Source organism: Ruegeria sp. CDSA246 (genome assembly GCF_059611225.1).
In genome coordinates this window covers 73185-100007 of record NZ_JBXWPD010000009.1, presented here as the reverse complement: position 1 = coordinate 100007, position 26823 = coordinate 73185, and the positions used below count along the sequence as shown (strand labels likewise).

The following is a 26823-nucleotide window of genomic DNA, read 5'->3' as shown; positions in this document are numbered from 1 at the left end:
CCAGGGCTCAAAAGGAAAACACCAATGGCATTGCCTCAGATTTCACAGAATATGACGTCTGACGATTTCGATCGGATGGCGGGAAATGCGACCCGCGCATCGAATTTCCTCAAGGCGATCAGTCACGAAGGCCGATTGATGATCTTGTGCCATCTGGTCTCTGGCGAAAAATCCGTGACCGAGCTTGAGGATCTTCTTTCCGCGCGGCAGGCGGCTGTCTCGCAGCAGCTGTCCCGCCTTCGTCTGGAAGGCCTTGTGATTCCGCGACGCGAAGGCAAGGCTATTTACTACCGACTTGCTGACGACAGACCGCGCCGTATGCTTGAAGTGGTGTACGAGCTGTTCTGCGGCGACCAAAAGGACTGATTTCGTTTATCTTTCCACCGCACCAGACGCGTTGTTCCAGTCTTTCCGACCCGAACATTCTAACGTTGGTGCGGCCACACCCTGCCTTCGCAATCCATGCGGTCAATTTGGTCTGCAGCTTCGTGTTTCTATGCCCCGTGTCAGCGCGGTAAAATACTGGTTCCAGCAAATAAAAACTGCTAGGCCATGCTTAGAACATCAAATGGAGGTACTGATGATCCGAGCAATTCTGGTAGGGTTGGCACTGTTTTCTCTCGCCGCGTGCGAGACTGCCAAAGGTGCTGGCAAAGATATCGAAAAAGCAGGTGATGCCATTCAAGGCGCGGCAACTGACGTTCAGCAAAATATCTGACGCGGTTCAGGATATTGTGAAAGCACAACTTCTACATACAAGATATGGTTGAAGATTACAGCCAACCAAGTTACACTCCTTGGCACAGGTGCATAGACGCGGCATTGCATATCTGACACTTCGGGGTTCTTGTGCATCCACAAGAACCCCGTTCCCGTTTTGCAGGGGCAGAGTGGCAGCCTGGAAAAACCAGAGAAAAAGAAAAGGCGTCAGGTGCGCAGACGCGGTCCATGCATGTACCCTTGCGGATACTCCTGACGCCTTGCCGGGTCGATGCATCCGAGGGACGCCACGATCCAGTTGCCCAGACCCTGTTACAGGCCACGGCCGCTGCTCGGCATCCTAAGATGCTTTGCAGCACGCATCGACCTTCTGAGAGTCTGATCATCTGACCCGGGTCTGACACCCAATTCAACTGACCATCCACCGGTAAGCCTCTGCATATAAAAGCTAATCCTAAGACTTGCCCTTATTGCCTCGACCCCCTTTGGTCTTTGCGTCCCACCCTGGTTCCTAAGAACCGTTGCGGTAATAGAACTGTTACATCCGGGTCATGTTCCGACAAGAAAATAGCACTGCAGCATGAGAATTAGACGGGGATAAAGTGTTGATATCCGCCGGGAGAAAATTGTGGATAACTCCGGAAATCGAAACGCCGTGCGGTCTTGGCAATGGAAAACGCTGAATTCGACGAAATGACTCGATTTTCCTGACTTTCTGCACCCGCAAAGGCCATTTCGTTGCCGATTGCGGGTATTCACAGCCTCAGAGCATCGAATCAGACGGATCCGCGCTTACCATTGCCTGGCCAGAGATGTTCAGAGAAACTGGGGCCGGACGGCTCTCAGACCACAAGCTAAGCCGCGCTGAAGGTTCGCGAGACCCTAAACCACATATGCCGGGGAACGCCGCAATCCGGCACCGTGTGTTCAGGACCCTGTCGCTTGCAACCAAGATGCCGCCCGACCCGTCCCCCCTGAGGAGACGCTGTATCCGTATTTGAGAAACGTTCCGACCCGACCGAGATTACCTACTACGCGCTGCAACACGGTGCAGCCAGTACCCCCTACGGCCGGCCGGGCCGGAAACGCTTCAGTTCACCTGACGTTCGAGCACAACGCTGTACGTTGTCCCGCGACGCAGGCTACGGAAATCCGCGTAAATCTTGCCGTCCTGATAGCGCGCATCCACCAGCGCATTCACACCCACCTGCGGATCGGCCGAGCTTTCGACGATGCCGATGGTGCCCGACCCATCCAGACTGATGGTGCCGGTGGCGTCAAACACGCGCCAATCTGTGCCAGCATCCGGTCGCCACATGCTGGGCCCCCAGAACAGATTGTCCTGCTGCTGCTGGATATCCAGCACCCACTCTCCCTGATGAAAGCGCGGCGCATCTCCGGTGGCCACCCGAGACGGGGAGACCTTGGTATAAGTGCCCGTCCAGGCACCGCGCAGATCAGGTGTGGTTTCGGCCATCGAAGCCGTGGCAAGGCTGAGGCTTGTCGCCAGAGCGGCTGCTCCGGCAGTCATATATCTGGTCATGGGCTCTCCTCCAAAGTTCAGGGCCGTTGCTGGCCTGTTGTACAGATTGGAAGGGAGTGCGCAGGTTGCAACTTACCTAAGGGAAACTTCACAAACCGGTAATGTTTGCCTTATGCCCAGGCCAGCGCGGTACCGAGGATCACCAGACCGATGCCTGCCGCCTCGCGATACGAAAAGTTTTCGCCGAACAGAAAGAATGAGGCGATGGCGATCAGAACAACCTCGGCCCCCAGAATGCCGGTATAGATGATGCCCAGCCGTTCCTCGCGCAGCGCGGCGAGTTCCAGCGTCGCCCCTGCCAGCAGGGTCGCGACGATCAGCAGGCCGAGACCCACACCGGGGAGTTTCCACCAGAACTTCATCGCGATCATGGCCACGGAATAGAGACCCGCCGACCCGAGGGCGATAAGGGGGATCATGGATGTGGACATCTGCGCCTCCTGCCGAGGTTGCCGTTGGGTCAAGTGTAGCAGGTGGGGAAGGTTGAGGCTGTGAGGTGGGTCACAACCCTCGGCTAGAACACAATCGCGATGAGTTCAGCCAGTCCGATCAGGCAGAGCAGTGCATTCGACGTCAGGACCAACCCTTTCAAATTCCGCGCCTTTAGCCCGCGGGCGAAACTGGTCTGCGCAAACTCCTCGGTCATGTCGTCCCGAAGGTTTTCAACGTCTTCCAACGCGGTCTTGCCCGCTAGAACGCCATAGGCTGTCACCGCAATCACCAACACAATCAACGGCAGAGCAAGCCCTACGGGCCCAAACCCGATGATCGCGGCGATAGCGACATAGGCAAAGATCGAGGTGCGCATGATGTCGTAATAGTGGTCGAGACGGCTCATCGAAATCTGAGAACGCAGCTGTGGGTCCATAACTCTTCCCCCTTTGAAAAACTTGTTTGGAATGAAGGGAGTGTATCACTTTTTGCGGGATATCAGAAATTTGGGGGCTGGGCTGGACTGAGGGCAGCGCTGGCCCGAGGGGGTGAGGCCCGTCTCGGAAACGGTCCAGTGGACCGTTTCAGGACCGAACGGGCGGAGCCCCGGGGCGCAAACGCGCCGCCCGTTTTGCCGGGGGCAAACCTTCGGTTTGACGGGGGCGGGTCGGCGCGGTCCGGCGGTGCCGCCGGGCGGGAGGGTTGATCAAAGTGAAATGTGAAACGGCGTCAACTCTATACTTCCTCAACTAGCCCGGCCATCGATTCTACATATAGTGGCAGAACATCATATTTTTTCGACATACAGAAAAATTGGGAGTTTCCTGTGGAGGAATCTGTTGACAACCCCCCTATATTGGGGCACAACATGTTCCAAACGGCACATCTAGGGCGATTATACCGCCAATGGTGATGTTTCTGCGTTTGTTCTCTTGCATATTGTATTTGGTCGAGCCATGCTGAGGTATGAGCTACAAACGAATCGCGCCGCCAAGGTGGTCAGACCAAGACGGCGCTTCGTTGTAGTACCGCACCAACCTTGGGGGGTTGCCGCGGTCAGTTTGCAACGCGTGAATCCTGACGGATTCACAAAAAACAGTCAAGGCGCCCCTCGTTGAAACTTTGAACGAGGCAGCGTTATGCCAAACTATTACGTTAACCAAAACCCACAGCCTGATGGCTATCACGAAGTGCATGTTGATGATGGAACATGCACTCACCCCCCGCTTCTAGCAAATCGCATACCGCTTGGGTGGCATTCGACTTGCCAAAGCGCGGTGGCGGCTGCGCGGCAACGGTACTTCCTGTCGGATGGTTGTGCTTATTGCGTACCATACTGTCACACTCGATAACGAGGATAATATGGCTACTAACCCACCATCAGGTGATGGACGTCGCAACGGAATGGTCAAAGGCCGTTCGCAAACTAAAACGCCATCCGGTCACTATGTGAAGCGTGACACCGAAACCGGACGCTTCATGGACGTCAAGACTTCCAGCAAGAAGCCCTTCAAAGGCGTTCGGAAGGAAAAGTAATGGGGTGAGCGGCCAAGGTCGCTCTCCCTACCTCAAGGTGTGGGCACGCGGTTGGCTACGCCAACCGCTTTCGCCCACCCGCCGTAAAAATGGCCAGCTTTTAGCTGTCCATTTTTAAGGCGCTAATAAACGCCTCCTGCGGGATATCGACCTTCCCGAACTGACGCATCTTCTTCTTACCCGCTTTCTGCTTGTCCAGCAGTTTGCGTTTCCGCGTGGCGTCGCCGCCGTAGCATTTGGCGGTCACGTCCTTGCGCAGGGCCGAGAGGGTCTCGCGCGCGATGACCTTACCTCCGATGGCGGCCTGGATCGGGATTTTGAACATGTGGCGCGGGATCAGGTCTTTGAGCTTTTCGCACATCGCACGGCCCCGCATCTCAGCCCGGTCGCGGTGAACCATGGTTGACAACGCATCAACCGGCTCGTCATTCACCAGCACCGACATCTTGACCAGATTGTCCTCGGTATAGCCGGTCATCTGATAATCGAACGAGGCATAGCCTTTGGTCACCGATTTCAGGCGGTCGTAAAAGTCAAAGACGACCTCGTTCAGCGGCAGGTCATAGACGACCATGGCGCGGCTGCCCGCATAGGTCAGGTCCATCTGGATGCCGCGACGGTCCTGGCAGAGTTTCAGCACGTCGCCGAGGAATTCATCGGGAACCAAGATGGTCGCCTTGATGCGCGGCTCCTCGATATGGTCGACCTTGGACGGGTCGGGCATGTCGGCGGGGTTGTGCAGCTCGATCATCTCGCCGTCTTTCATGTAGACGTGATAGATCACCGACGGCGCGGTAGTGATGAGTTCGATATCATATTCGCGTTCGATGCGGTCGCGGATGACCTCAAGGTGTAGCAGGCCAAGGAAGCCGCAGCGGAAGCCAAAGCCAAGTGCCGCCGAGGTTTCCATTTCAAAGCTGAAGCTGGCGTCATTCAGTGCCAGTTTGTCGATCGCATCGCGCAGGTCTTCGAATTCGGAACTGTCGACGGGGAAGAGGCCACAGAAGACCACCGGCTGCGCGGGTTTGAAGCCTGTCAGAGCCTCTTCGGTCCCGTTGCGGTCATTCGTGATGGTGTCGCCAACGCGAGTGTCGCGGACCTGTTTGATTGATGCGGTGAGAAAGCCGATCTCACCGGGGCCGAGGCTGTCGACCATCTCCATCTCAGGGCGGAACACGCCAACGCGGTCCACATGGTGCAGGGTGTTGTTCGACATGAACTTGACCCGCATGCCCTTTTTCAGCGTGCCGTCCATAATGCGGACCAGAACGATGACGCCGAGATAGGCGTCATACCAACTGTCGACCAGCATGGCCTTGAGCGGCGCGTCCAGATTGCCCTGCGGTGCAGGCAAGTGGGTGACGATAGATTCCAGCGTTTCGTGGATGCCCTGCCCGGTCTTGGCCGAAACCTGAATCGCCTCGGACGCGTCGATGCCGATCACATCCTCGATCTGTTCGGCCACGCGGTCACAGTCGGACGCAGGCAGGTCGATCTTGTTGAGTACCGGCACGATCTCATGATCTGCATCGATGGCTTGGTACACATTCGCCAACGTCTGCGCCTCGACCCCTTGGGTCGAGTCCACAACCAGCAGCGATCCTTCGACCGCGCGCATGGACCGCGAGACCTCATAGGCAAAGTCCACGTGGCCGGGTGTGTCGATCAGGTTTAGCACGTATTGCTCGCCATTGTCGGCGGTATAGTCGATGCGGACGGTGTTGGCCTTGATGGTGATGCCGCGCTCGCGCTCGATATCCATGCTGTCGAGCAGCTGTTCCTTCATGTCACGATCCTTGACCGTTCCGGTCTCTTGGATGAGCCGGTCAGCAAGGGTGGATTTGCCATGGTCGATATGCGCGACGATGGAGAAATTGCGGATATGAGCGAGGTCTGTCATGGGTTGGGGATATGCGTCGGAATTGGGCTGTGGTCAAGGTGGGACGACATGCGGGGAAACCCTTTGTTCCCAAGCTCTCGGCCCAGTCAGACCAAACCGTTTTTGACCAGCGCTGCATTCATCCAATGCGTCTCGCTTTGCACATGGCCCTCACGTACGTATTTAGCAAGGTGTATGGGCATGTCTTCTTCCTTGAAGGCCCCAGTGGTGCGAACGACAAACCCCTCTTGTTTTTCGAGATCGAGACCCGCAATTACATCCTTTGCGATCTGTGCCGAAAACCGCCCGCGATAAAGTTCAGGAACCGCTGTGACCCCAAGTTCGACAAAGCGCGAAAGCGTCGCGTCTCAAGGTTGAACTTCCTCAGCCTTGATCCAAGCAAATCCCAGAAAATATGTCGGCAGCTCTGAATAAGTGATGGAATGACGCGCGAACAAATACTCGCCCACAATTCGTTCACCCTCGGCAAGTAGAGGCGCTATACCGGCTGCAAATGCCTTCATCCAATCTCGCGACGGATGATATCTCGCGTCGAGGCTGCGGGGGTGACAGCCTAGGCTATGGATCGTGGTATTCTCACCGTCCATCTTTTCAGTGAACACCACTTCGTCAGCCATCTCTAACACGGCAACGCTAGACATGATTTTGTCATCACTCGTGGCGCCAGGAGATTGCGGCAAGTGAAATGTGCGTCCGTATTTCTTAAGCATAGTGGTCTCATGAGGGGTTTCTAAGCAAAGTCGGGTTAGACAACGCGACATTCGCAAACCGTGCAATCACTTTTTCTCAACGTTTGATTGATCCCTTTCCCCGTTTGATTCATACTCCTGCGAAGACCGAGAGGGGCATAAGACCCCTCCGGGCAGGCAAACATGAGGCATGAGCATGAAAAAGTTCCTCTTAATCGCATTCTGTGCCACGTCGCTGACAGCGGTGGCTCCGGTAGTGGACGCAGCACAGATCAAACGCGCCTGTTTGGCGTCGGATCGCTCAGCGGCGACGCGAGATCGCTGCAATTGCATTCAGCGGGTGGCCAATCAGGCGCTGACCCGCAGCGATCAGAAGACCGTTGCCAAGTGGTTCCGCGACCCGCATCAGGCGCAAGAGCTCAAGATGTCGAAGACCCAGCGCGACGATGCGCTGTGGGACCGGTATCGGAACTTCGGTCAGATGGCGCAGGCGATCTGCAACTAGGCTGATCAATCCTTGACCTGACCTGAACTGCGCCCCAGAAAGGCGCAGCGAAAGGGATATCTGATGGTTATGAAAGGGCTGACCCTGCGCGGCCTCGAAGTATTCGAGGCGCTGGCGCGGACGGGATCGGTGGCGCAGGCTGCCGAAATCACGGGGCTCAGCCAGCCGTCGGTGTCCCAGCAATTGCGCAATCTGGAAAACGCAGTGGGCACCGATCTGGTGGATCACACACGGCGCCCGATGCGCCTGACCCAGGCCGGGCGCAGCTTTCTGGCCCGCGCGCAGGCGGTTCTGGCCGAGTTGCAAATCGCCCAAAGCGAGCTGACCGTGATGGATTTGGGTCACCTTGCAACCCTGTCCATCGGCCTGATTGACGATTTCGACAATGACCTGACCCCGCGACTGGCCACTCTGTTGGCCGAAAGTCTGACGCGGTCAAAGTTCAAACTGATCACACTGCCTAGCCTCGACCTGTTCGAAGAACTTGAGGCGCAGCGCCTGCAGCTTGTGGTGTCAGCCCATAGCGGCGAGGTGCTGGAAGGCGTGGTCGAATACCCATTGGTTCGCGATCCCTTCATTCTGGTGACGCCCAAAGGGGCCGAAAACGCCATGCAGGATCTGCCCTTCCTGCGCTATGCCCGCGAGCAGTTGATCAGCCGCCAGATTGAGGCCCATCTGGCGCGCCAGCAGCTGGAATTTGAAGAACGGTTCGAAATCGGTTCTCATCTGGCGCTGATGGCGATGGTCGCGCGCGGCCTCGGCTGGGCGATTACGACGCCGCTGGGCTATATGCGGGCGGCGAGATTCCATGACGGTCTTGAGGCGCACCCCGCCCCGATCGGAGACGTTTCGCGGACGATTTCCTTGTTCACTCGCACCGACTGGTCGGGTCAGGTTCCGCAAGAGGTCGCAGGCATGATGCGCCGCCTAATGGGAAGCCAGATTGTTGACCCTGCCCTTGCACAATTGCCGTGGTTGAACACTCGCCTAAAGCTGATGAGCTAGCTGCGCAGATGCGCGTCGAGACCTTCGACCGCTGCCTCGATTAGATCCAATGCTCCATCGAAGTCACGTGTATAGTATGGGTCCGGGACGTGGTCTGTGCCGATATGTGGCGCAAAATCCGTCAACAGACGCACTGGGGTTTCGTTCCCGGCTGGCCGCAGTGCCTCGATGTTCGCGATGTTGTCGGCATCCATCCCTATGATCAGATCGAACCTGTCGAAATCCCTGGCCGTGAATTGCCGCGCCCGTAAATCATCCAGTTTAATGCCGCGCGACTGAGCTGCCTTTTGCATCGGCCCATAAGGAGGGTCACCGATGTGCCAGCCCGACGTCCCCGCACTATCGGTAGTATGATGCGGCGCGCGGGTGCGAAAGACACCTTCGGCGGCGGGAGAACGGCAGATATTGCCCAGACAGACGAACAAGATACGGTGGGTCATGAACAACGGTGTAACGCGAACGGCCAAGATGGAAAAGATCGTCATTCTGACAGGGGCCGGTATTTCCGCGGAAAGCGGGTTGGGTACGTTTCGTGACGAGGGCGGCCTGTGGGCGCAGCATCGAATTGAGGACGTCGCCACGCCCGAGGGGTTCGCGCGTGATCCCGCGCTGGTGCACGGGTTTTATAATGCCCGCCGCGTACAGGCCGCCGAAGCGCAACCTAACGCGGCCCACGATGCACTTGCCCGACTACAGCGGGACTGGCCCGGCGAGGTTGTGATCGTCACACAAAACGTCGACAGCCTGCACGAGGCCGGTGGCGCGCAAGGCGTGATCCACATGCACGGAACGCTGGCCGGGGCGCTTTGCGCGGCCTGTGGCCACCGCTGGGCGGCACCGCTCGAGATGGCCGTGGGCGAGCCCTGCCCTGCCTGCGCAGCCCCCACCGCGCGCCCGGATGTGGTGTGGTTTGGTGAGATGCCTTATCACATGGACGCCATCTATGATCATCTGGCAGGCGCAAGTATCTTCGCCGCCATTGGCACTTCGGGTCAGGTCTATCCCGCCGCGGCCTTCGTGCACGAGGCCATGATGTCCGGGGCAAGAACTGTCGAACTGAACCTCGAGCCGTCGACCGGCGCATCCAGTTTCGACGATGTCATACTGGGCCCCGCAACAGAAACCATTCCGCGCTGGGTCGATCAGATCCTAAAATCGCAATAGGGCGAAACCCGCAGACAAGAGGCGAATTTCCTTGCTATACTAGTGCCCTAACAACCCGAGAGGTCCCCATGACAGACCCAAAAAACCAACAAGGTGAAATCCTTGATGATGACAGCCTCGACACGCGTGGCGCCCTTGGTGATCAGCTAACGGACCTGTGGTGGACATTCTTGCTGCGCGGACTCCTGGCCGGTGCGCTCGGGATCGCAGCGCTATTCTGGCCGACGGGCAGCATCTCTTTGCTGATCCGTCTGGTGGGCCTGCTGCTGGTCCTCGATGGTGGCCTGACGCTGCTGGGGTTTGGTCGACGTGGCCTGATTGGCGGTTTCGGCATCGGGGCGCTTCTGATCGGACTGATCCTGCTGATCTGGCCGGAAGGCGTCGCGCGCCTCGCGTTCTTCCTGCTGGGAGCCTGGGCTTTGATTGTCGGGATAGGCTCGCTGATGGCGTGGCGGCAATTGCCCGATGCACATCCGGACGCATCCACCATGCGCAACTCCGGCATTGTCGCGCTGTTGATCGGCCTTGTTTTGTTGTTCTGGCCGGGCAGCGGCATGGTGGCGCTCGGCTGGGCGATTGCTTTCTCGGCGCTGGCCTTTGCCGCAGTAATGCTCTGGCTGGCCATGCGCTTCAAACGCGCCCATGACCGCGTGGCGATGCGGGTGGTCAACCGCTGAGCCTTTTCCACAACGACAACAGGCCGGGAATATCCCGGCCTGACGCATAGATGACGGTCGCAGCGCGGCCCGAATTCAGGCGCAGCTCTAGTTCGAATGCGAACCGTGACCGCCGGTGTCCTTACGCTCCAAATCCACCGGAATTTCGATCTCGACTTCGCCTGCTGTCTCGAAGATCAGCGTAACGGGAACCATTGCATCCTGCTCAAACGGGGCTGTCAGGCCCATGAACATCACGTGGTCGCCACCGCGCTTCAGCATGTGCGTTTCACCCGCCGGGATGGCAATGCCCTCTTCGACATGGGTCATTTTGGCAACGCCATTTTCGTCGACAATATGGGTGTGCAGCTCGACCCGAGCCGCAGCGTCGGATTCCACGCCGATCAAACGGTCATCGGTCGCGCCGGTGTTCTGGATCATCATGAAGGCCGCGCCAGCTTTGGCCGTTTTACCCGATGATCGGGCATAAGCGTCATCGACGGTGATCGTGTCCTGCGCAAAAGCAGCCGTAGCAATAGTTGCGGCGGCAAGGGTGGTCAGCAGTCTGGATGTGAGGGACATAGCGCCTCTCCTGTAGTTTGGTGTTTGATAAGAATTGTTAATGAATCAAACACTTGCAGGAGGTGCCCGGGCTGGCTGAAACGGTATAGGCAGAGCGATCAGATTCTCCGCGATACGCGATGGCATGGGTCGATCGGTGTCCGGGGCAACTGGCAGGGACGGTTCGTCAATGCTCACCGCGCCCAACAGGTTCAACGCATAATCCGGACAGAAGTGCGGGGCCTTTGTCGGCTGCCCTTCGGCATCCATATAGACCACGACCGGACCAGATCCGGTACACAGCACCATATGCCCCACCGCCCGGTCCACACCGCGCGATGCAGCAACGCCCTGCCCGGTCAAAACGACCAGCAGCGACAGCACAAACGGCAGAACTTTGTTCAGAACGGGTTTCATCCTGTCCCCGATATAGGCCAGAGACAAAACGGGCTTCAAGCGCAATCAGACACGCTTGAAGCCCAGGGCCGGGAGGACAATGTCAGCGATCCGGTTCCGGGCGCTTGACGGACCCTTTTGTCAGGCTCGTATGCAGCCGATTCACCCGACGCTGCATCCGCAGACATGCCCCAAACGTTTTGCCGAAAAAGTCGGCCAGTAGGGAGAAAGAAGGTAATGATTTGAACGACATGAGGTTGAACTCCGCCAGATGAATATGCCTAAACATAATACGGGTAGAGCAAACGGTATGTGAACAATTTCACCCAACGCGGAAATTTTATTCCAAATTGAGAACAGCACTCTGCGCAAGACGAAAAAACCCTGCACCAAAAGGTACAGGGCCTGAATTCTCGCAGGAAAAAGGTCTTAGGCCGAAGCTTGCGCCTTGGCGATTTCCTTTTTCACTTTCAATGCGTTGTTGGACAGCTCATCGTCCTTGGCTTTCGCCAGGAACGCGTCCAGACCACCACGGTGGTCCACCGAACGCAGGGCAGCCGCCGAGATGCGCAGCTTGACGCCACGGCCCAGCGTTTCCGACTGCAGCGTAACGTCGTTCAGGTTGGGCAGAAAACGACGACGAGTTCTGTTTTTGGCATGGCTGACATTGTTGCCAGTCATCGGGCCTTTTCCGGTCAGTTCGCAACGGCGCGACATGGTTTCTTCCTTTGTTTCTGGAGGCCAGGCATTACACCCTCGGCCAAATCACAAGGGGCACAACCCGAAGTCGCGCCCGAAAACTGGTTGGATGCATGTAGTGGGAATCACAGACGGGGTCAAGCCATATGCCAAGGATTCACAGCACCAAGTTTTCATTTAATTCTCCCAGCCGTTTCAGGGCGTGATTTTCCAATTCAGGACGACCTGTTTTTGCCGCTGCGGCCGCCAGACGCGCCCAGTACCGGGGGCTTTTTAGTCGCGCAGCACGATGCACACGGACCATTCTTTCCGGTGACAACCGCTGACGAAGCAGCATTTTCTGTAGCCTGCCATATCCACCGGTTTGCCTTATAACTTTTGTCGCAGGATGACCAGTGAAGCAAAGCCTTACGATATTCATTGTGGGAAAGGCGTCTTGGACCATGCGGGCATTCAATAAATCGGCACGGTTGAACGGATCAATCAGAATGAGGCCGCGCACAGGATAAGAGCGACTCGGCAGCGCCCCAAGATCAGGATCGAAGTCTGTCGCCCACTTTTTGAAACGCGGGTCAAATGGCACGTGATGTTCAGAAATTGAGAACTGCGGTGAAACAGCAAGAAGATATTTCAAGTTTAGCTCTCGCGCCAAGCGGAGACCGGCGTAACCACGCATTAAAAAGCCCATCGCCGCGACGTGTTCCATTCCCTGGGTCAGCCGCGACAGGCAGGCCTCAAGTTCAGGTGTTTCAGAGTTTACATACCAATCATTCAGCCGAGCCTGCACATGCAAATGCGCATATCCCGCCTGTATGAAGGTTGCCGCTGGCCGCGGTTCCGGAAACCGCCCCGGATCAGACACCCGGTGGCGAAAGGTGAAATACAAGCGAGGCTGACCTGGATTGAAAAGCGTGGCACGCATTCGACTTCCATCAAAAATCCGACATTGCTACATTCTTCAACTGCGCTTTTTTTGACCAGTATCGCCTGCCTGATCGGGCTATTTCATTCAATCACGTATTCAGGGCGGGTTCTACATAACTGCTTTTTTGGGGATTTAAACATCCGAGGGGCGTTCCCCTATACGTTATAGCCCTGCAGCAGTGGTTTTTCATTCTTTAGGTGCCGAGCCACGAGGCGCGCTTGTTGGGGGCCTTTAGGGATGTACCGGGCCGGGTTGGGATTGTGGTTCACATCCGCCAATTCCGGAAAGATATCGAATATTTCACGTCGGGCTTCCAGGCTAAGGGTCATGAGCGCCTCAGGCCCGGTAAACAGGCTTTCGCTTGGGGCGTTTTCGGCAAAGATAACCTCGTGACGGTCAAAAAGCAGGTGGTAATATTCGACGCTGTCCACCGTAGCATCAACGAATATCCCTGGCAGCGCGGTCAGTTTTATCGCCGGAATCAGAACTTCGGGCTCGCCAAACATTCGTTCTGCGATTTTCGACTGCACCAGCATTCTGTGCTGCCGTGATACCAACAGATCCCGTTTGGGCAACCCATTGCCCAAGGCGCCTGCCAATATGCGGACGGGGCGACGTTTCGGGTCGCCCGCCAATGCCACCGAGTCAAATTTACGGCGCCCGATCCAGCGGATCGGTTGCATCCCGTTGCCCCGCGTTGGGATCATATCCCCCTGTCGGAGATCCTGAATAAGGACCGGACCACGTTGTGCCTGAATTACTGTATCGCGGGTAAAGCACAAAAACCCTGTGCCGGATTCAAACCCGCTATAGTTGACCACGATCCCTGAGGGCAATTCGAAGCTGCCGCTGGAAAGCGAATAGGATTGCCCGACAACAACGGTGAACGTTCCGAAATTTGCGTCGGTTACAACTGTGCCCACCGGAAGGTTCAGCGCGTCCTGCCCGCCGCCGCCCTGAACATCCCCGGTGACTTGGGTTCGGATAAAGTTCAGGGTGTCATTGCCCTGCCCCAAACGGATATTGCCGACGCCTACGTCAAAAACCGTGACGGTATCCGCATCGCGACCCGCATTGATCTGCCCATCGATCTGGGCGTTGAACACGGTGATTTCATCGTTTCCGGCGTTGCCGCGTACACTCCCGGAAATAGTACTGCTTACAATCGTGATCTCATCGTCACCGCCACGGGCGCGAATATCATCAATGGGCGTGCCCTGGGGCGTACCGTTCAGCGTACCTTCGTCGCCGGTGACTTCGATATCGTCGTCACCATTTGTCCCACGGATATTGGGCATGCACGGCTATCTCCGACGCGTTCATTTGTTGACTTGCGCACCATCGAGACTATCGACTTCCCCTCGAAGCAGCACAATCAAAAATTGTATCTTTGCCCATAATACATGATTTTGGCGCACCCTCCACCTCTGACGCTAAAAGGCGTCTAGTGTGTTGCTAGGATACTAAGCATTCGTTCCGCAGCCGCCGTCGGGCTAAGATTGCCTGCGCCAACATCGGATCCAAGGCGATCCATTTCTGCGCGGGCGGTCGGCGTATCCAACCGAGATAGCAGCGCGTATCGCACTTCTTGATCGAACCAGAACCGCGCCTGCGCCGCGCGGTTGCCATCCCAATGGCCGTTTTCACGCCGCCAGCCTGACAGAGTGGTCATTTCGTCCCAGGCTTGGTCAAGCCCATGTTCCTCGACCGCGGAAACAGTCATCGCCTTGGGAAAACCCTCGGGGTCCTGCGGGCGTTTTCGCAGCAGGCGCAAAGCCCCCGCGTAGTCAGCACAGGTGCGGGTGGCCGTGGCTTTCAGATCTCCATCCGCCTTGTTCACAAGGATCATGTCGGCCATTTCCATGATTCCGCGTTTAACCCCCTGCAACTCATCCCCGCCCGCAGGCGCAAGCAACAGAAGGAACAGATCCGACATTTCGGAAACGACGGTCTCGGACTGCCCGACTCCTACAGTTTCAATCAGCACCACGTCGAACCCTGCCGCCTCGCACAGGGCAATCGCCTCGCGGGTGCGGCGGGCCACGCCGCCCAAATGGGATTGGCTGGGGGACGGACGGATAAAGGCGTTCTTCTCACGACTCAACCGCTCCATCCGGGTTTTGTCACCCAGAATAGAACCACCTGAACGGGTCGAACTGGGGTCGACAGCCAGGACCGCAACGCGGAGGCCCTGCTCGATCAGCATCATGCCAAAGCTTTCGATAAAGGTGGATTTGCCCACCCCCGGAGTACCGGACAACCCAACGCGCAGGGATTGCCGCCCGGCTTTGGCCACATGCGCCAGCAATTCAGACGCCTGTGCCCGATGATCCGCGCGACCACTTTCGACCAGAGTGATTGCCCGGGCCAGCGCACGCCGGTCTCCGTTCAAAATCTTATCACCTAGGCTGTCCATATCCATTCCGACCCCGATCTTTTGCGGCACGACTACTTGCCGCCCCAACGGGTGGTTTGTCCAGACCGGACCGCGCAGGAAACCTGCCTAAAACCTGCATTTTGCACCTATGTGTTGCTGTTGATCCTCTTTGACCGGACCGCCGCTGGCTCTATGCCGCAGCGGCGCGATCATCGTCATTGGGAAACAGCGGAACTGGACGTTGCGCCGTGGTTGGCTGATAAAGCGCCAATGACAACACGCCTGCCCATCGATGACGCCATCCCCGAATTGCTTAACGCCCTGAAGGCCAATGGCCGGGCCGTTTTGCAAGCCCCTCCGGGCGCGGGCAAGACAACGCGGGTACCTCTGGCGATGCTTGAGGCCGGGTTGTGCAATGGCAAGATCATTATGCTCGAACCCCGCAGGCTTGCTGCGCGGGCCGCGGCAGAGCGGATGGCGGAAACTTTGGGGCAACGTGCGGGTGAAACCGTCGGTTACCGCGTGCGCGGCGATGCGAAAACCTCAAAGACAACCCGCATCGAAGTGGTGACCGAAGGCATTCTGACCCGAATGCTGCAATCTGAACCGGATCTGCCAGGCGTCGGCGCGGTGATTTTTGACGAGTTCCACGAACGATCTTTGAACGCGGACCTGGGACTTGCCCTGTGCCTTGAGGTTACGGGCGCACTACGCGACGACCTGATCCTGCTGGCGATGTCCGCAACCCTGGACGCCGAACCCGTCGGCCAACTGATGGACGCGCCGGTGGTGACATCCGAAGGACGCAGTTACTCGGTTGAATCCCGTTGGCTGGACCGGCCATTGGGCGCGCAGGCAAGACGGTTGGATGCTCTGATTGATCTGGTCGTCCAGGCCGAGCATGAAACCGAGGGCGGCATGCTCGTGTTTCTGCCCGGCGAGGGCGAAATTCGCAGAGCCGAAGCCGCATTATCCAAACGATTGCCTGGCGATTGCGCAATTAAACCTCTGTTCGGCGCAATGCCCTTTGCCGCCCAACGTGCGGCGATTGCCCCGGCAGAAACTGGGCGAAAGGTGGTTCTTGCGACCTCAATCGCCGAGACCTCGCTGACCATTCCCGACATTCGTGTGGTCGTGGACATGGGCCAGGCGCGCCGGGCGCGGTTCGATCCGGGTTCTGGCATGTCGCGTCTGGTCATGGAACGGGTGACGCGGGCCGAAGCAACCCAACGCGCAGGTCGTGCAGGGCGCGTGGCCGAGGGCGTGTGTTACCGGCTGTGGTCCAAGGGGGAAGAAGGCGCGCTGGCCGCCTACCCCCCTGCCGAAATCGAAGCCGCCGACCTGACGGGCCTTGCGCTGGAACTGGCACTTTGGGGGGCCGAACCGGATGACCTGGCCTTTTTGACACCACCACCCGAAGGAACGATGGCCGAGGCCCGCACATTGCTGAACATGCTGGGTGCGTTGGATGTCAAAGGGCGGATCACCGACCACGGACGGGCCTTGGCTGCCCTGCCCCTGCATCCTCGGCTGGGGCATATGCTGGTGACGGCCGGGACAAGCGCCGCTCCGCTGGCAGCGCTGATGGCAGAACGCGATCCACTGAAAGGTGCCCCGGTAGATCTGCTGCTGCGACTCGAGGCATTGCGCGATACCCGCGCCTTTCAACGCAACCGGGTGTGGCAGATCAACATGGGCGCGCTGGAACGGATCAGAGCCGAGAGCAAGCGGCTGAAAACACGAAGCAACGAGACAGACCTGAGCCCTGCCGCGATGGCCGCCTTGGCCTATCCCGACCGAATTGGACAACGTCGCAAAGGCGATGTGCCACGTTACGTTCTGTCCGGCGGCAAGGGCGTCGTGCTGGACAACGGTGACACATTGGCGGCCGCGCCCTATCTTGTGGTGACAGATACGGACGGAAACCCGCGCGAGGCCAAGGTGCGCATGGCCGCACAAATCTCAGAGCGTGAAATCCGGGACCTGTTCGCGGATCAGATCGAATGGGTAGACAGCTGCGCGTGGTCGAAACGCGAACGCCGGGTCATTGCGCGCACGCAGGAACGCCTTGGCGCGATCACTCTGGATGACCGTATCTGGAAGGACGCGCCGGACGAGGCCATCGCCCGCGCCATGCTGGACGGAGTGCGTGATCTGGGGTTACGACTGGAAGGCGCCTCTGCGCGATTGGCCGCGCGGGTGGAATTGGTGCGCGCCGAAGGGATCGACCTGCCGGACTTTTCAATGGATGGGTTAATGGAAACGCTGGACGACTGGCTGCTGCCCATATTGTCAGGTCAGCGCAGTGCAGACGACTGGAAAAAGTTTGACCTGCTGCCTGCCCTGCGTGCCCGGCTGGATTGGGCCCAAACGCAGGAATTGGACCGTCGCGCGCCGGGATCGTTTGAAACACCGCTGGGCCGCAAGGTGCCGATTGATTATGGCGGAGCGGTGCCCGAGATTTCGGTCCGCCTGCAGGAACTGTTCGGTGTCACCCGGCATCCGGTTATCGGGGGCGAGTCGCTCAAGATCACTCTGCTGTCCCCTGCGCGGCGACCAATCCAGATCACGCGCGATCTGCCCGGATTTTGGGCCGGATCTTACGCGGATGTGCGCAAGGACATGCGGGCGCAATATCCAAAACACCCCTGGCCCGAGGATCCGACCCAGGCCGATCCAACCTTGCGGGCCAAGCGGCGGACCTGACGTTCGTTTGCTTCAGAAAATGCGTTCGTTCAATAGATGCATTGAAGCCTCGGTTTATAGTTGTTATGTCACTTTTCCTTGAACCTAAGAAAAGTACTGGCACTTAATCGATGGCATCTTGGCTGAACAATATCTGGGAAGAAGTTGGCAAACCCTTCTTCCAGCGCCCTCACAGGGTCCAGTTTGCAGCCTTGTGCGTACGCGGGACCGGCGACGACAAGCAAGTCCTGTTGATCACCAGCCGTGGCACAGGCCGTTGGGTCATCCCAAAGGGATGGCCGATTGACGGCATGGACGGGGCCGAGACTGCCAAAGAAGAAGCATGGGAAGAAGCCGGGGTGAAAGTGAAACACCTTGGCCGCAAGGCCGTCGGACATTTCACCTATGACAAGATCCTGGATGACGGCACAGCCCAGCCCGTACGCACCAATGTGTATCGCATAGATGTCAAAGATCTGGCCGAGGAATTCCCCGAAGTCAGCGAGCGTGAACGGTGCTGGTTTTCGCCGCATGAGGCCGCAGAGCTGGTGCAAGAGCCAGAACTGCGCGAAATGCTGCGTCAAATGTAACGCTTTCGCAACAAACTTCTGTGAGGCCGGTTGCAACGTGACCGGGCAACCGTTAACCGCGCCGGTTAAACCGTATCACCCACAGAAAACCGATGTCGAACACGAACGAAAAAAACCGCTGGCAGGCTCTGGACAGCGATCTGCACCGAATTTCGCGCCTTGAGCATGCAAACGTGCACGTGGCACGACCGCTTCTTGCACCAGGTATAGCGCTGGCATTCATTGTCATGGCGGGGCTTATCGCGGCAATTCTGTTCGGTCGGGCCGATGGCGGGCTGATCGTCATCGCGGCCGCCGGTTTTGGGGCCTATATGGCAATCAACATCGGTGCCAACGACGTTGCGAACAACATGGGCCCTGCGGTTGGCGCGAACGCACTGACCATGGGCGGGGCAATCGCCATCGCGGCCGTCGCGGAAAGCGCGGGGGCTCTGCTGGCGGGCGGCGACGTCGTCTCGACCATCTCCAAGGGCATTATCGACCCAGCTTCGGTCCAGAACAGTAATGTCTTTATCTGGGCGATGATGGCGGCGCTGATCTCATCAGCGCTGTGGGTCAATCTGGCCACATGGGTCGGCGCGCCTGTTTCCACCACACACTCGGTCGTGGGCGGTGTGATGGGCGCTGGCATTGCTGCAGCGGGTCTCAGCGCGGTTAGCTGGGGCACAATGAGCGCGATTGCAGCTAGCTGGGTGATCTCTCCGGTTTTGGGCGGCGCGATTGCTGCGGGATTTCTGGCGCTGATCAAGGCCAAAATTCAATATCAGGACGACAAGATCGCCGCGGCCCGCCGCTGGGTACCCATTCTTGTGGCCGTGATGGCTGGTGCATTTGCCACCTATTTGTCGGTGAAAGGCTTGAAGCGGATCGTGAAAATCGATCTGGAAATTGCGCTTTTGATTGGTCTGACCTCAGGCTTTCTTGCCTGGGCCGTGACTGTGCCATGGGTTCGGCGCAAATCCGAAGGACTTGAGAACCGAACCAAATCGCTGAAAACACTGTTTGGATTGCCTCTGGTGATCTCGGCCGGGTTCCTGAGCTTCGCCCATGGCGCCAATGACGTTGCCAATGCAGTTGGCCCACTGGCGGCAATCGTGCATGCCGCCGAGTTCGGTGATTTCGCCTCAAAAGTCACGATCCCGACATGGGTGATGGTGATCGGAGCCTTTGGCATTTCGTTTGGCCTGTTCCTGTTTGGCCCCAAACTGATCCGGATGGTGGGCAGCCAGATCACTAAGCTAAATCCGATGCGCGCATTCTGCGTCGCCTTGTCGGCAGCCATCACGGTGATTGTCGCAAGTTGGCTTGGGCTACCGGTCAGTTCGACCCACATTGCAGTCGGCGCAGTGTTCGGCGTTGGGTTTTACCGGGAATGGAATCAGGATCGCCGGCGCAAGAAAAGCAATGATCGCCGTCCGCCCGAGCAGCGCATTGCTCGCGAAGAGCAGCGGCGGCGCAAACTGGTTCGGCGGTCGCATTTCATGACCATTGTGGCCGCATGGGTAATCACGGTCCCGGCGGCGGCGACAATGTCGGCGGTGATCTTCTGGATCCTGACTGCGTTCACCTGAACGCGGTCGGATCACTGGATAATCTGATCGGGTGACAAGCTCTCGTCCAGCTTCTGTTCAATCAATTCCTGAACCCTTGCGCAGATCGGCGTACGCCGCCCATGTTGCGCACCCAGTCGGACAATCTCGCCTTGCAGGCTGCCGATTTCCGTAACGCGCCCCGCCATGAGATCATAGGCCATCGACGTTCGCGCGCTGGGGTCGATGGTCAGCATCCGCGCGGCGATCCGGGAAAACAATGGCGTTGGAAGACGTAGGATATGTGGTGTAACCCAAGCAGGCAACGGGGTCGTCGACGTGACAGGATGACCAGCGGCCTTTAGCACGCCCAAAGCCTCGGACATCTGATCGGCCATCAAACAGCGCCATTTGCGGTCCAGCAGTTGATCCTTCAATGTCAGCCCCGACAACGCATTCAGCGCATTGTTCAGATTGATGACCAGCTTGCCCCATTGCACGGCTTCGATCTCGTCACTTTCGATCACTGGCAGATTGGTTGAACTGAGTGCCTGCCCCAAGTCACCCGGGCCGGATTGGATCACGATTTCGCCGGACGTCGCGCGGTGGAAAGTAGCAGGTTCGGGCGGCACAACATTGAAGGGCACCATTCCTGCGCGAACATCATGATCCGGCAATACTGCCTGCAGAACGCGGGCGTTTTCCATTCCGTTCTGCCACGACAGAACCGGCGCAGACGTTGGCGCGAATTGCGCAATCTGACCTGCCATACCCGCCGTGGCCGCCGTTTTGACAGTAACGATCACCAACTCAGCATCTATCAGGCAATCAGGGTTTTCCGACGTCGTTAGATTTTCGGCCGCCACATAAAGATGCAGGCCGGAAAAATCGGTAACGGTCAGGCCATTCTCGCGGATCGGGTTCAGAATGCGAGGACGGCCCAACAGGGTTACCGAGTGTCCGGCATCAGTCAGGAAAGCCCCGCAATAGCATCCAATGCTGCCGGCACCTGCGATAACGATCTTCATTGCGCCCCTCCCATTGAGACGAGGATTGCCGGTATCGCGGGTTCGGACAAGGCCCCCTGACGCTTGGTCAACGCGCCCGTCTTGGCTTAGTGCGCTCCAAGTCTTCTGAGATCGGAATAAACTCCTGATCGTCGCCGGGCGGTAGATGGAAGGCACCATTGGCCCAATCGGCGGCTTTCCATTCGCGCGTCGCGTTTTCAATCTTTTCCCTCGACGACGACACGAAGTTCCACCAAATGTACCGTTCTTCGTTTAACGTCGCACCGCCCAACAACATCAATCGCGCGCCAAGTGGACCGGCCTTAACCGACAGGTGGTCGCCCGGGCGGAACACCATCATGCGACCTTCCTCGAACATGTCACCAGCAATCTCGACCGAACCCTGAGTGACGTAGACGCCACGATCTTCATGATCGTCGGGCAGTGGAAAGGCGGCGCCGGGTTCAAGCTGCACGTCTAGATAGAAGGTATCCGACAGCATCGTCACCGGGCTGGTTTCGCCATATGCCGAACCAAGGATCAACCGGGCACTGACACCGTTGTCTTGGATATGCGGTAATGCGCCCTGTTTGTGGTGTTCGAAATCGGGAGGCATATCTTCATGCGCCTCGGGCAGCGCGATCCAGGTCTGGATGCCAAACAGGCTGTGCCGCTTGCCGCGCGTTTCTTCGCTGGTGCGTTCCGAATGGGTCACGCCGCGCCCAGCCACCATCCAATTGACCTCACCGGGATAGATCATCTGATGGGTGCCCAAACTGTCGCGATGTTCGAACTCACCCTGATACAGATAGGTCACCGTACCCAAGCCAATATGAGGGTGCGGCCGCACGTCGATGCCACCATCTGTGATGAACTCGGCGGGTCCCATCTGATCGAAAAAGATGAACGGGCCGACCAGTTGCCGTTTGACCGAAGGCAGCGCACGCCGCACTTCGAACCCGCCCAAATCGCGGGCACGGGGAATAATCAGCGTTTCCAGAGGCGAATCCTCAGGGTGTTGGGTGGGGTTCCAACTCATGACTGCTCTCCTGTGATCGGTCCGTTCAGTTCACTGATACAGAGTAGGATTGATAAACCAGCCATTCAATTTGCAGGAATGCACAGAACTGGTGCGAGCCCGGTCCTTAATTCAGACAAGACCCAGCCCGCGCGGCCAAAGCTGCGGGAAAAACGCCCCATCAATTCGATCACCTTCGCGATATCCTTCGGCTTCGAACTGCGCCCGTTCATCCTTGGCCCAATCCCCCCGATACCGGATCCTGCCATCCGGAGCGGTCATCCGCAGCGTAAACCTGCGTACCGTTTCCGTTGGGATGACTGATGACAGCCCACCGTGCAAGGTGCGCATGTCGAAGAAGATGCAGTCGCCCAGATTCATATCCCATTGCAAAAGATCGAATGCACCCGGATCGGCATTGACGTCAGGCGGCGGGTGATAGGTCAACCCTGCAACCTCGGTGGGTTCGTAGCTGGGATGCCCGTCGGCGAACCTGACCCGCATGAACAACTTGTCCCACAGATGCGAGCCTTTGACGAAGGCGATACCGTTTTCTTTGGTAACCGGCTCAAGCGGCAACCACAGGACGCACATCGTTCCTTCAAAGTCGAAATAGGACAGGTCCTGATGAAACGGTGGACGCGAAGTTGATCCAGCCTCACGCAGGAACCAGTTGTCCATGACAAGATTGATCGATGGTGCACCCAGCAACTGTGCGGCAAGCGGAGCACAAGGTGAGTTGTGAACGAATTGCGTGAATTGCGGGATTTTATTCCAAGCCCAGTAGTCCTCGAAATAGGCAGGTGCGCGAGGGTCCTTGGTATGGCGGGTGAAATTATCGGTTGGGCGGGCCAAATCCGCGTCGATGCCGGCTCGCAAAAGTGCCAGCCAATCCTCTGAGAACCTGGAGCGCAGCACAACCGCACCGTCGCGCTTGAACGCCTTGATTTCTTCGTCTGAGACAACGTCTTCGACAATCATAGTGCAGGACTCCCCGAACTGACGGATTTCAGGATGGCACTCGCGCGGGGGCACGGTCAAAGGAATTCACAATTTGTCACCCCCGCCGCGCGACCCCTCGGAAACTGAAACAATCGTGCTATCTTTCCGCTGAAAGGATGCCCGGCATTGTCGAGGCGTGGTGAAACACTTGAAAAGAGAGGTTTGCATGCCTGGTCTTACGTTCTCTCGTCGTTCTTTGGTTTTGGCGTCTGGGGCTGTTCTGGCAACGGGTGCGACAGGTTTTTTGGTGCCGGCGCGCGCAAGTGGCGTGGCCCCCACCGCATCCATGCGCGGAGGGTCCAACAATTACCGTCCCGGCGCGCCCATCGTTGACCGGATTGGCGGCGGCGGCTTCTGGATGACTGGCACGGTGCGACGCGCCGGTGACGGTGCCCCCCTGCCAGGTCAACGCATCCAGATCTGGGCGCATACGACGGAAGGCCACGAACGCGACCCGCAGAGCCACGGCGCAACTCTGACCGATGCCAATGGTGAGTTCCGACTGGAGATGCCGCAGATCGTACCCGCCTTCGGCCAACCACACGGCCATCTAGCTTATGACAGTGGTGAATTCGAAACGGTTTTCCTGCGCCCAATCATGGGTAGCTCCAAGGACAAAACCTTGGCCGCGCATTTCGTTCTGCAGCCTGCCTAACCACAGTGCGTCGAAGCCTAGTAATCTGGACCTTTGTGATCCTTGCCATGGCCGTACCGATTATCGCGGCCGCAGCCAGCCCTCTGCTGGCATGGCGTGAACCGATCTACATCACGGCCGGATTTGCCGGTGTTATTTCAATGTGTCTGCTGTTGTTGCAGCCGCTACTTGCGGGCCGTTTGTTGCCGGGACTGACCCCGGTTGCCAGCCGCCATTGGCATAGGTGGTGTGGGCTGGCATTAGTTGCAGCCATTCTGATCCATGTCGGTGGTTTGTGGGTCACCAGCCCGCCCGACGTTATTGACGCTCTGTTATTTGTTTCACCGACACCGTTTTCGGCTTGGGGTGTGATTGCGATGTGGGCCGCGTTCGGAGCCGCGTTTCTGGGTCTTTTTCGCAAGCGCCTTGGCTTAAGGTTTCGTGTCTGGAGGTTGGGTCATGCGAGCCTTGCGATTATCACCATTATTGGCAGCGTCGTACATGCCCTGATGATTGAAGGTACCATGGAGGTCATGACCAAGTGGGTATTGTGCAGTCTGGTCGTGTTGGCGAGCGTCGCGACGCTCGCCAAATTGCGGATTTGGCATATCAGGCGACCCACCTGAACAACACAGGGCCTGTGCCAACCCGACACTGGCTATGGTCCGGCGAGCCGTTTCGCGTAGGAAGCGCGGTTCATCTGAACGTCTTGCACTGTGATACTGCCAACCTCGGGCAAGGCCGCCGACAAAACCTTGAGAATGTCGGCGTTAAGCTCAGAGCGCGTCGCCTCGTCACGACCCTGCATCAGCAGAAGCGTGGCATGGACAAAGCTTTGGGGATCAGTGCCGATACGGTAGTATTCTACCGGAATGGCGCGGATTTTTATCGTTTCAGCGTCGAATTCACGATGTTCAGCCAGCAAGGCAAATAGCTGATCGCAAATTGCCTGAACATCATGGACCTGCTCTATGCCTTGCGAAAACTCCAGCGTGACATGAGGCATGGTGGGCTCCGTTCAGACGCCCAGACACCAGCGCATCACGGCCTTTTGCGCGTGCAGGCGGTTTTCGGCCTCATCGAAGATGACCGAGTTGGGGCCGTCCATCACTTCGGATGTCGCTTCTTCTTCGCGGTGGGCAGGCAAGCAGTGCATGAACAGCGCGTCCGATTTTGCATGTGACATCAGCTCGGCGTTGACCTGATAGGGGCGCAGCATGTTGTGGCGACGTTCCTTGGCGGACTGGGAATCGTGCATTGAAACCCAGGTATCGGCGACCACCAGATCGGCACCCTCAACCGCTTTATACGGGTCTCGTTCGACCACGATTTTCGAGCCCTTTTGACGGGCAAGCCCCATAAACTCTTCTTCCGGATCAAGCTGGGCCGGGCCGGTGAAAGTGAAATCAAACCCGAACTGACCCGCAGCATGTAGGAACGAGGCGCAAACATTGTTGCCGTCGCCGGTCCAGACTACTTTCTTGCCCGCAATCGGACCGCGGTGTTCCTCAAACGTCAGCACATCCGCCATGATCTGGCAGGGATGGGTGCGGTCAGTCAGGCCGTTAATGACTGGCACGTCCGAGTATTCAGACATCTCGGTCAGAATGGTCTCATCGAAGGTCCGGATCATGATCATGTCGACATAGCGCGACAGGACGCGGGCGGTGTCAGCGATGGTTTCACCGTGGCCCAACTGCATGTCTTTGCCCGACAGCACCATGGTCTGCCCCCCCATCTGACGCACGCCTACGTCAAATGACACGCGCGTTCTGGTAGACGGTTTTTCGAAGATCAGCGCGACCATACGGTCTTTCAGAGGCTGTTCGTCATCAAGTGCTGCCTTTGGGCGACCCAGGCGCGCCTGTTTCATAGCGCCCGCCTGATCAATCATGGTCCGCAGATCGCCCGCGTCGGTTTTATGGATATCGAGGAAATGGTTCATTTCAGTTCACTTTTCATTCGGGTGTGTCTTAGGCCGAGGCCATTGACTCTTCGACCTGCGCAGCGGCTTTGTCGAGGCGGATCAGGGCTTGTGCGATATCGTCTTCTGTCAATGTCAGGGGCGGAAGCAGGCGGATCACGTTATCGGCAGCGGGGACGGTAATGACCTCATTGTCATAACCGGCGTTGACCATGTCGATATTGGGCGCTTTGCACTTCAGGCCCAGCATCAGTCCTGTTCCGCGCACTTCTTCGAAAACCTCCGGGTGCTCGGCGATTAGCCCTTCGAGCTTCTGGCGCAGCATCCCGGCCTTGCGGTTGACGCCCTCTAGGAATGCAGGCGTTGCCACCTGATCAATGACGGCGCAACCCACGGCACAGCCCAGCGGGTTGCCACCATAGGTAGAGCCATGCGTGCCTGCCGTCATACCGCTGGCGGCGTCTTCCGTGGCCAGAACAGCACCCAGAGGGAAGCCGCCGCCGATGCCTTTGGCGACCATCATGATGTCCGGGGTAATTCCAGCCCATTCATGGGCGAACAGCTTGCCGGTACGACCTACGCCACATTGCACCTCATCGAGGATCAAAAGCAGGCCGTTGTCATCGCAAATCTGGCGCAAGGCTTTGAGCTCCGCGTCAGGGACGGGACGGATGCCGCCCTCGCCCTGCACGGGTTCGATCATGATCGCGGCGGTTTTATCGGTGATCGCATTGGTGACGCCATCGAGGTCGCCAAACGTGACATGAACAAAGCCCGGCAGCAGTGGACCGAAGCCCTTGGTCATCTTCTCAGACCCGGCAGCGGCAATACCAGCCGACGACCGGCCGTGGAACGAGCCATCAAAGGTGATGATCTCGACCCGTTCAGGCTGATCCTTGTCATAGAAGTACTTACGGGCCATTTTCACGGCCAGTTCGCAAGACTCAGTGCCCGAGTTTGTGAAGAACACGGTATCGGCAAAGGTGTGCTCGACCAGTTTGTCGGCCAGCGCCTGCTGCTGCGGGATGTGGTAGAGGTTTGAAACATGCCACAGCGCGTGCGCCTGTTCGGTCAGGGCATTGACCAGTGCGGGGTGGGCATGGCCCAGCGCATTCACCGCGATCCCCGCGCCCAGGTCCAGAAAACGTCGGCCATCCGCCTCGGTCAGCCAGGCGCCTTCACCCTTCACGAAAGTCAGGGGCGCGCGGTTATAGGTCGGCAGAACGGACGGGATCATGGGATCATCCTTTTCAGGTAGTTTGAGCCTTGTGAGTGATACACTCGGCCTGTGTTCGTCAACTGATTTGGTGGAAATTGCGCCGATTT

General features: G+C 57.9%; 30 protein-coding genes. 12 read left to right on the top strand and 18 right to left on the bottom strand.

Annotated features, from left to right (window positions below):
- The first annotated feature begins 24 nt into the window (after nt 1-24).
- The gene (locus tag AC2FI9_RS13315; protein ID WP_108861784.1) at nt 25-366 is read left to right on the top strand and encodes an ArsR/SmtB family transcription factor; all 342 of its coding nucleotides are present in this window, start codon (nt 25-27) and stop codon (nt 364-366) included.
- A 214-nt stretch (nt 367-580) separates the two neighbouring features.
- Nucleotides 581-718 (top strand): entericidin A/B family lipoprotein, encoded by a 138-nt coding sequence (locus AC2FI9_RS13310; protein WP_199913560.1) that lies wholly within the window; start codon nt 581-583, stop codon nt 716-718.
- 1092 nt (nt 719-1810) lie between these two features.
- On the opposite strand, the gene AC2FI9_RS13305 is transcribed toward AC2FI9_RS13310, so the two are convergent.
- From AC2FI9_RS13305 to AC2FI9_RS13295, 3 genes are all read right to left on the bottom strand, one after another.
- Nucleotides 1811-2263 (bottom strand): hypothetical protein, encoded by a 453-nt coding sequence (locus AC2FI9_RS13305; RefSeq protein ID WP_496707118.1) that lies wholly within the window; start codon nt 2261-2263, stop codon nt 1811-1813.
- A gap of 110 nt (nt 2264-2373) precedes the next feature.
- Nucleotides 2374-2694, bottom strand: coding sequence for a hypothetical protein (locus tag AC2FI9_RS13300; protein ID WP_058272206.1), 321 nt, complete (start codon nt 2692-2694; stop codon nt 2374-2376).
- Between the two features lie 83 nt (nt 2695-2777).
- On the bottom strand, nt 2778-3131 hold the full coding sequence (locus tag AC2FI9_RS13295; RefSeq protein ID WP_496726052.1) for a hypothetical protein: 354 nt from the start codon (nt 3129-3131) through the stop codon (nt 2778-2780).
- 926 nt (nt 3132-4057) lie between these two features.
- On the opposite strand from AC2FI9_RS13295, the gene AC2FI9_RS13290 reads away from it, so the two are divergent.
- Entirely contained in the window at nt 4058-4231 is a 174-nt protein-coding gene (locus AC2FI9_RS13290; protein WP_480840553.1) for a hypothetical protein, read from the top strand.
- Nucleotides 4232-4331: 100 nt separating this feature from the next.
- Here AC2FI9_RS13290 and lepA read toward each other — a convergent pair whose 3' ends face one another.
- Together lepA and AC2FI9_RS13280 are read right to left on the bottom strand one after the other, a co-directional pair.
- A complete protein-coding gene (gene lepA, locus AC2FI9_RS13285; RefSeq protein ID WP_496768225.1) occupies nt 4332-6131 on the bottom strand; it encodes a translation elongation factor 4 in 1800 nt (599 codons plus the stop codon).
- A 347-nt stretch (nt 6132-6478) separates the two neighbouring features.
- Nucleotides 6479-6841 (bottom strand): RNA ligase family protein, encoded by a 363-nt coding sequence (locus AC2FI9_RS13280; RefSeq protein ID WP_496768223.1) that lies wholly within the window; start codon nt 6839-6841, stop codon nt 6479-6481.
- Nucleotides 6842-7016: 175 nt separating this feature from the next.
- Here AC2FI9_RS13280 and AC2FI9_RS13275 point away from each other — a divergent pair, with 175 nt between their 5' ends.
- A complete protein-coding gene (locus AC2FI9_RS13275) occupies nt 7017-7325 on the top strand; it encodes a hypothetical protein (RefSeq protein ID WP_496768221.1) in 309 nt (102 codons plus the stop codon).
- A gap of 63 nt (nt 7326-7388) precedes the next feature.
- Nucleotides 7389-8330: a LysR family transcriptional regulator gene (locus AC2FI9_RS13270; RefSeq protein WP_496768220.1), complete on the top strand. Its 942-nt coding sequence runs from the start codon at nt 7389-7391 to the stop codon at nt 8328-8330.
- Here the strand turns inward: AC2FI9_RS13270 and AC2FI9_RS13265 are convergent.
- On the bottom strand, nt 8327-8770 hold the full coding sequence (locus AC2FI9_RS13265; RefSeq protein WP_496768416.1) for a low molecular weight protein-tyrosine-phosphatase: 444 nt from the start codon (nt 8768-8770) through the stop codon (nt 8327-8329). The genes AC2FI9_RS13270 and AC2FI9_RS13265 overlap by 4 nt on opposite strands.
- Nucleotides 8771-8798: 28 nt before the next feature.
- Between AC2FI9_RS13265 and AC2FI9_RS13260 the strand changes: the two genes are divergently transcribed.
- Both AC2FI9_RS13260 and AC2FI9_RS13255 read left to right on the top strand, forming a co-directional pair.
- Nucleotides 8799-9494, top strand: a complete 696-nt coding sequence (locus tag AC2FI9_RS13260; protein ID WP_496768218.1) for an NAD-dependent deacylase — start codon at nt 8799-8801, stop codon at nt 9492-9494.
- A 68-nt stretch (nt 9495-9562) separates the two neighbouring features.
- Nucleotides 9563-10171, top strand: coding sequence for an HdeD family acid-resistance protein (locus AC2FI9_RS13255; protein WP_496736821.1), 609 nt, complete (start codon nt 9563-9565; stop codon nt 10169-10171).
- Between the two features lie 87 nt (nt 10172-10258).
- Here AC2FI9_RS13255 and AC2FI9_RS13250 read toward each other — a convergent pair whose 3' ends face one another.
- The 6 genes from AC2FI9_RS13250 to meaB all read right to left on the bottom strand — a co-directional run bounded on the left by AC2FI9_RS13250 (nt 10259) and on the right by meaB (nt 15153).
- On the bottom strand, nt 10259-10732 hold the full coding sequence (locus AC2FI9_RS13250; RefSeq protein ID WP_472724685.1) for a copper chaperone PCu(A)C: 474 nt from the start codon (nt 10730-10732) through the stop codon (nt 10259-10261).
- Nucleotides 10733-10777: 45 nt separating this feature from the next.
- Entirely contained in the window at nt 10778-11128 is a 351-nt protein-coding gene (locus tag AC2FI9_RS13245) for a hypothetical protein (protein WP_496768216.1), read from the bottom strand.
- Between the two features lie 408 nt (nt 11129-11536).
- Entirely contained in the window at nt 11537-11824 is a 288-nt protein-coding gene (gene rpmB / locus AC2FI9_RS13240) for a 50S ribosomal protein L28 (RefSeq protein ID WP_058272217.1), read from the bottom strand.
- A 139-nt stretch (nt 11825-11963) separates the two neighbouring features.
- Nucleotides 11964-12728 carry an alpha/beta hydrolase gene (locus tag AC2FI9_RS13235; RefSeq protein WP_496768214.1) on the bottom strand — a complete coding sequence of 255 codons (765 nt, stop codon included), beginning with the start codon at nt 12726-12728 and terminating at the stop codon, nt 11964-11966.
- Nucleotides 12729-12886: 158 nt separating this feature from the next.
- On the bottom strand, nt 12887-14029 hold the full coding sequence (locus AC2FI9_RS13230; protein ID WP_496768212.1) for a Hint domain-containing protein: 1143 nt from the start codon (nt 14027-14029) through the stop codon (nt 12887-12889).
- Between the two features lie 146 nt (nt 14030-14175).
- Complete coding sequence (gene meaB / locus AC2FI9_RS13225; protein ID WP_496768414.1) at nt 14176-15153, bottom strand: methylmalonyl Co-A mutase-associated GTPase MeaB; 978 nt, start codon at nt 15151-15153, stop codon at nt 14176-14178.
- A gap of 225 nt (nt 15154-15378) precedes the next feature.
- Here meaB and hrpB point away from each other — a divergent pair, with 225 nt between their 5' ends.
- From hrpB to AC2FI9_RS13210, 3 genes are all read left to right on the top strand, one after another.
- Nucleotides 15379-17814, top strand: a complete 2436-nt coding sequence (gene hrpB, locus AC2FI9_RS13220; protein WP_496768412.1) for an ATP-dependent helicase HrpB — start codon at nt 15379-15381, stop codon at nt 17812-17814.
- A 110-nt stretch (nt 17815-17924) separates the two neighbouring features.
- Nucleotides 17925-18383: an NUDIX hydrolase gene (locus tag AC2FI9_RS13215; RefSeq protein WP_496740516.1), complete on the top strand. Its 459-nt coding sequence runs from the start codon at nt 17925-17927 to the stop codon at nt 18381-18383.
- A gap of 92 nt (nt 18384-18475) precedes the next feature.
- The gene (locus tag AC2FI9_RS13210) at nt 18476-19954 is read left to right on the top strand and encodes an inorganic phosphate transporter (protein ID WP_496768210.1); all 1479 of its coding nucleotides are present in this window, start codon (nt 18476-18478) and stop codon (nt 19952-19954) included.
- A gap of 11 nt (nt 19955-19965) precedes the next feature.
- On the opposite strand, the gene AC2FI9_RS13205 is transcribed toward AC2FI9_RS13210, so the two are convergent.
- The 3 genes from AC2FI9_RS13205 to AC2FI9_RS13195 form a co-directional block, all read right to left on the bottom strand.
- On the bottom strand, nt 19966-20940 hold the full coding sequence (locus AC2FI9_RS13205) for a 2-dehydropantoate 2-reductase (protein ID WP_496768209.1): 975 nt from the start codon (nt 20938-20940) through the stop codon (nt 19966-19968).
- 67 nt (nt 20941-21007) lie between these two features.
- Entirely contained in the window at nt 21008-21958 is a 951-nt protein-coding gene (locus tag AC2FI9_RS13200) for a pirin family protein (protein ID WP_496768207.1), read from the bottom strand.
- A gap of 111 nt (nt 21959-22069) precedes the next feature.
- Nucleotides 22070-22918 carry a phytanoyl-CoA dioxygenase family protein gene (locus tag AC2FI9_RS13195; protein WP_496768205.1) on the bottom strand — a complete coding sequence of 283 codons (849 nt, stop codon included), beginning with the start codon at nt 22916-22918 and terminating at the stop codon, nt 22070-22072.
- Nucleotides 22919-23105: 187 nt separating this feature from the next.
- Between AC2FI9_RS13195 and AC2FI9_RS13190 the strand changes: the two genes are divergently transcribed.
- Both AC2FI9_RS13190 and AC2FI9_RS13185 read left to right on the top strand, forming a co-directional pair.
- The gene (locus AC2FI9_RS13190) at nt 23106-23594 is read left to right on the top strand and encodes a peptidase associated/transthyretin-like domain-containing protein (protein WP_058272225.1); all 489 of its coding nucleotides are present in this window, start codon (nt 23106-23108) and stop codon (nt 23592-23594) included.
- A gap of 47 nt (nt 23595-23641) precedes the next feature.
- Nucleotides 23642-24199, top strand: a complete 558-nt coding sequence (locus tag AC2FI9_RS13185; RefSeq protein ID WP_496768204.1) for a ferric reductase-like transmembrane domain-containing protein — start codon at nt 23642-23644, stop codon at nt 24197-24199.
- 32 nt (nt 24200-24231) lie between these two features.
- Here the strand turns inward: AC2FI9_RS13185 and AC2FI9_RS13180 are convergent, their stop codons facing one another.
- Genes AC2FI9_RS13180 through AC2FI9_RS13170 form a run of 3 tightly spaced genes read right to left on the bottom strand, consistent with a single transcriptional unit; the run spans nt 24232 to nt 26734 of the window.
- On the bottom strand, nt 24232-24579 hold the full coding sequence (locus AC2FI9_RS13180) for a 5-carboxymethyl-2-hydroxymuconate Delta-isomerase (protein WP_496768202.1): 348 nt from the start codon (nt 24577-24579) through the stop codon (nt 24232-24234).
- 12 nt (nt 24580-24591) lie between these two features.
- On the bottom strand, nt 24592-25518 hold the full coding sequence (gene argF, locus AC2FI9_RS13175) for an ornithine carbamoyltransferase (protein ID WP_058276981.1): 927 nt from the start codon (nt 25516-25518) through the stop codon (nt 24592-24594).
- Nucleotides 25519-25546: 28 nt separating this feature from the next.
- Nucleotides 25547-26734: an aspartate aminotransferase family protein gene (locus tag AC2FI9_RS13170; protein WP_496768199.1), complete on the bottom strand. Its 1188-nt coding sequence runs from the start codon at nt 26732-26734 to the stop codon at nt 25547-25549.
- Nucleotides 26735-26823: the final 89 nt, after the last annotated feature.

What these genes read in the sequence shown, in the direction of transcription:
- AC2FI9_RS13315 (WP_108861784.1), top strand. Translation starts at nt 25, where the DNA reads ATGGCATTGCCTCAGATTTCACAGAATATGACGTCTGACGATTTCGAT.
- AC2FI9_RS13310 (WP_199913560.1), top strand. Translation starts at nt 581, where the DNA reads ATGATCCGAGCAATTCTGGTAGGGTTGGCACTGTTTTCTCTCGCCGCG.
- AC2FI9_RS13305 (WP_496707118.1), bottom strand. Translation starts at nt 2,263, where the DNA reads ATGACCAGATATATGACTGCCGGAGCAGCCGCTCTGGCGACAAGCCTC.
- AC2FI9_RS13300 (WP_058272206.1), bottom strand. Translation starts at nt 2,694, where the DNA reads ATGTCCACATCCATGATCCCCCTTATCGCCCTCGGGTCGGCGGGTCTC.
- AC2FI9_RS13295 (WP_496726052.1), bottom strand. Translation starts at nt 3,131, where the DNA reads ATGGACCCACAGCTGCGTTCTCAGATTTCGATGAGCCGTCTCGACCAC.
- AC2FI9_RS13290 (WP_480840553.1), top strand. Translation starts at nt 4,058, where the DNA reads ATGGCTACTAACCCACCATCAGGTGATGGACGTCGCAACGGAATGGTC.
- lepA (WP_496768225.1), bottom strand. Translation starts at nt 6,131, where the DNA reads ATGACAGACCTCGCTCATATCCGCAATTTCTCCATCGTCGCGCATATC.
- AC2FI9_RS13280 (WP_496768223.1), bottom strand. Translation starts at nt 6,841, where the DNA reads ATGCTTAAGAAATACGGACGCACATTTCACTTGCCGCAATCTCCTGGC.
- AC2FI9_RS13275 (WP_496768221.1), top strand. Translation starts at nt 7,017, where the DNA reads ATGAAAAAGTTCCTCTTAATCGCATTCTGTGCCACGTCGCTGACAGCG.
- AC2FI9_RS13270 (WP_496768220.1), top strand. Translation starts at nt 7,389, where the DNA reads ATGGTTATGAAAGGGCTGACCCTGCGCGGCCTCGAAGTATTCGAGGCG.
- AC2FI9_RS13265 (WP_496768416.1), bottom strand. Translation starts at nt 8,770, where the DNA reads ATGACCCACCGTATCTTGTTCGTCTGTCTGGGCAATATCTGCCGTTCT.
- AC2FI9_RS13260 (WP_496768218.1), top strand. Translation starts at nt 8,799, where the DNA reads ATGGAAAAGATCGTCATTCTGACAGGGGCCGGTATTTCCGCGGAAAGC.
- AC2FI9_RS13255 (WP_496736821.1), top strand. Translation starts at nt 9,563, where the DNA reads ATGACAGACCCAAAAAACCAACAAGGTGAAATCCTTGATGATGACAGC.
- AC2FI9_RS13250 (WP_472724685.1), bottom strand. Translation starts at nt 10,732, where the DNA reads ATGTCCCTCACATCCAGACTGCTGACCACCCTTGCCGCCGCAACTATT.
- AC2FI9_RS13245 (WP_496768216.1), bottom strand. Translation starts at nt 11,128, where the DNA reads ATGAAACCCGTTCTGAACAAAGTTCTGCCGTTTGTGCTGTCGCTGCTG.
- rpmB (WP_058272217.1), bottom strand. Translation starts at nt 11,824, where the DNA reads ATGTCGCGCCGTTGCGAACTGACCGGAAAAGGCCCGATGACTGGCAAC.
- AC2FI9_RS13235 (WP_496768214.1), bottom strand. Translation starts at nt 12,728, where the DNA reads ATGCGTGCCACGCTTTTCAATCCAGGTCAGCCTCGCTTGTATTTCACC.
- AC2FI9_RS13230 (WP_496768212.1), bottom strand. Translation starts at nt 14,029, where the DNA reads ATGCCCAATATCCGTGGGACAAATGGTGACGACGATATCGAAGTCACC.
- meaB (WP_496768414.1), bottom strand. Translation starts at nt 15,153, where the DNA reads ATGGATATGGACAGCCTAGGTGATAAGATTTTGAACGGAGACCGGCGT.
- hrpB (WP_496768412.1), top strand. Translation starts at nt 15,379, where the DNA reads ATGACAACACGCCTGCCCATCGATGACGCCATCCCCGAATTGCTTAAC.
- AC2FI9_RS13215 (WP_496740516.1), top strand. Translation starts at nt 17,925, where the DNA reads ATGGCATCTTGGCTGAACAATATCTGGGAAGAAGTTGGCAAACCCTTC.
- AC2FI9_RS13210 (WP_496768210.1), top strand. Translation starts at nt 18,476, where the DNA reads ATGTCGAACACGAACGAAAAAAACCGCTGGCAGGCTCTGGACAGCGAT.
- AC2FI9_RS13205 (WP_496768209.1), bottom strand. Translation starts at nt 20,940, where the DNA reads ATGAAGATCGTTATCGCAGGTGCCGGCAGCATTGGATGCTATTGCGGG.
- AC2FI9_RS13200 (WP_496768207.1), bottom strand. Translation starts at nt 21,958, where the DNA reads ATGAGTTGGAACCCCACCCAACACCCTGAGGATTCGCCTCTGGAAACG.
- AC2FI9_RS13195 (WP_496768205.1), bottom strand. Translation starts at nt 22,918, where the DNA reads ATGATTGTCGAAGACGTTGTCTCAGACGAAGAAATCAAGGCGTTCAAG.
- AC2FI9_RS13190 (WP_058272225.1), top strand. Translation starts at nt 23,106, where the DNA reads ATGCCTGGTCTTACGTTCTCTCGTCGTTCTTTGGTTTTGGCGTCTGGG.
- AC2FI9_RS13185 (WP_496768204.1), top strand. Translation starts at nt 23,642, where the DNA reads ATGGCCGTACCGATTATCGCGGCCGCAGCCAGCCCTCTGCTGGCATGG.
- AC2FI9_RS13180 (WP_496768202.1), bottom strand. Translation starts at nt 24,579, where the DNA reads ATGCCTCATGTCACGCTGGAGTTTTCGCAAGGCATAGAGCAGGTCCAT.
- argF (WP_058276981.1), bottom strand. Translation starts at nt 25,518, where the DNA reads ATGAACCATTTCCTCGATATCCATAAAACCGACGCGGGCGATCTGCGG.
- AC2FI9_RS13170 (WP_496768199.1), bottom strand. Translation starts at nt 26,734, where the DNA reads ATGATCCCGTCCGTTCTGCCGACCTATAACCGCGCGCCCCTGACTTTC.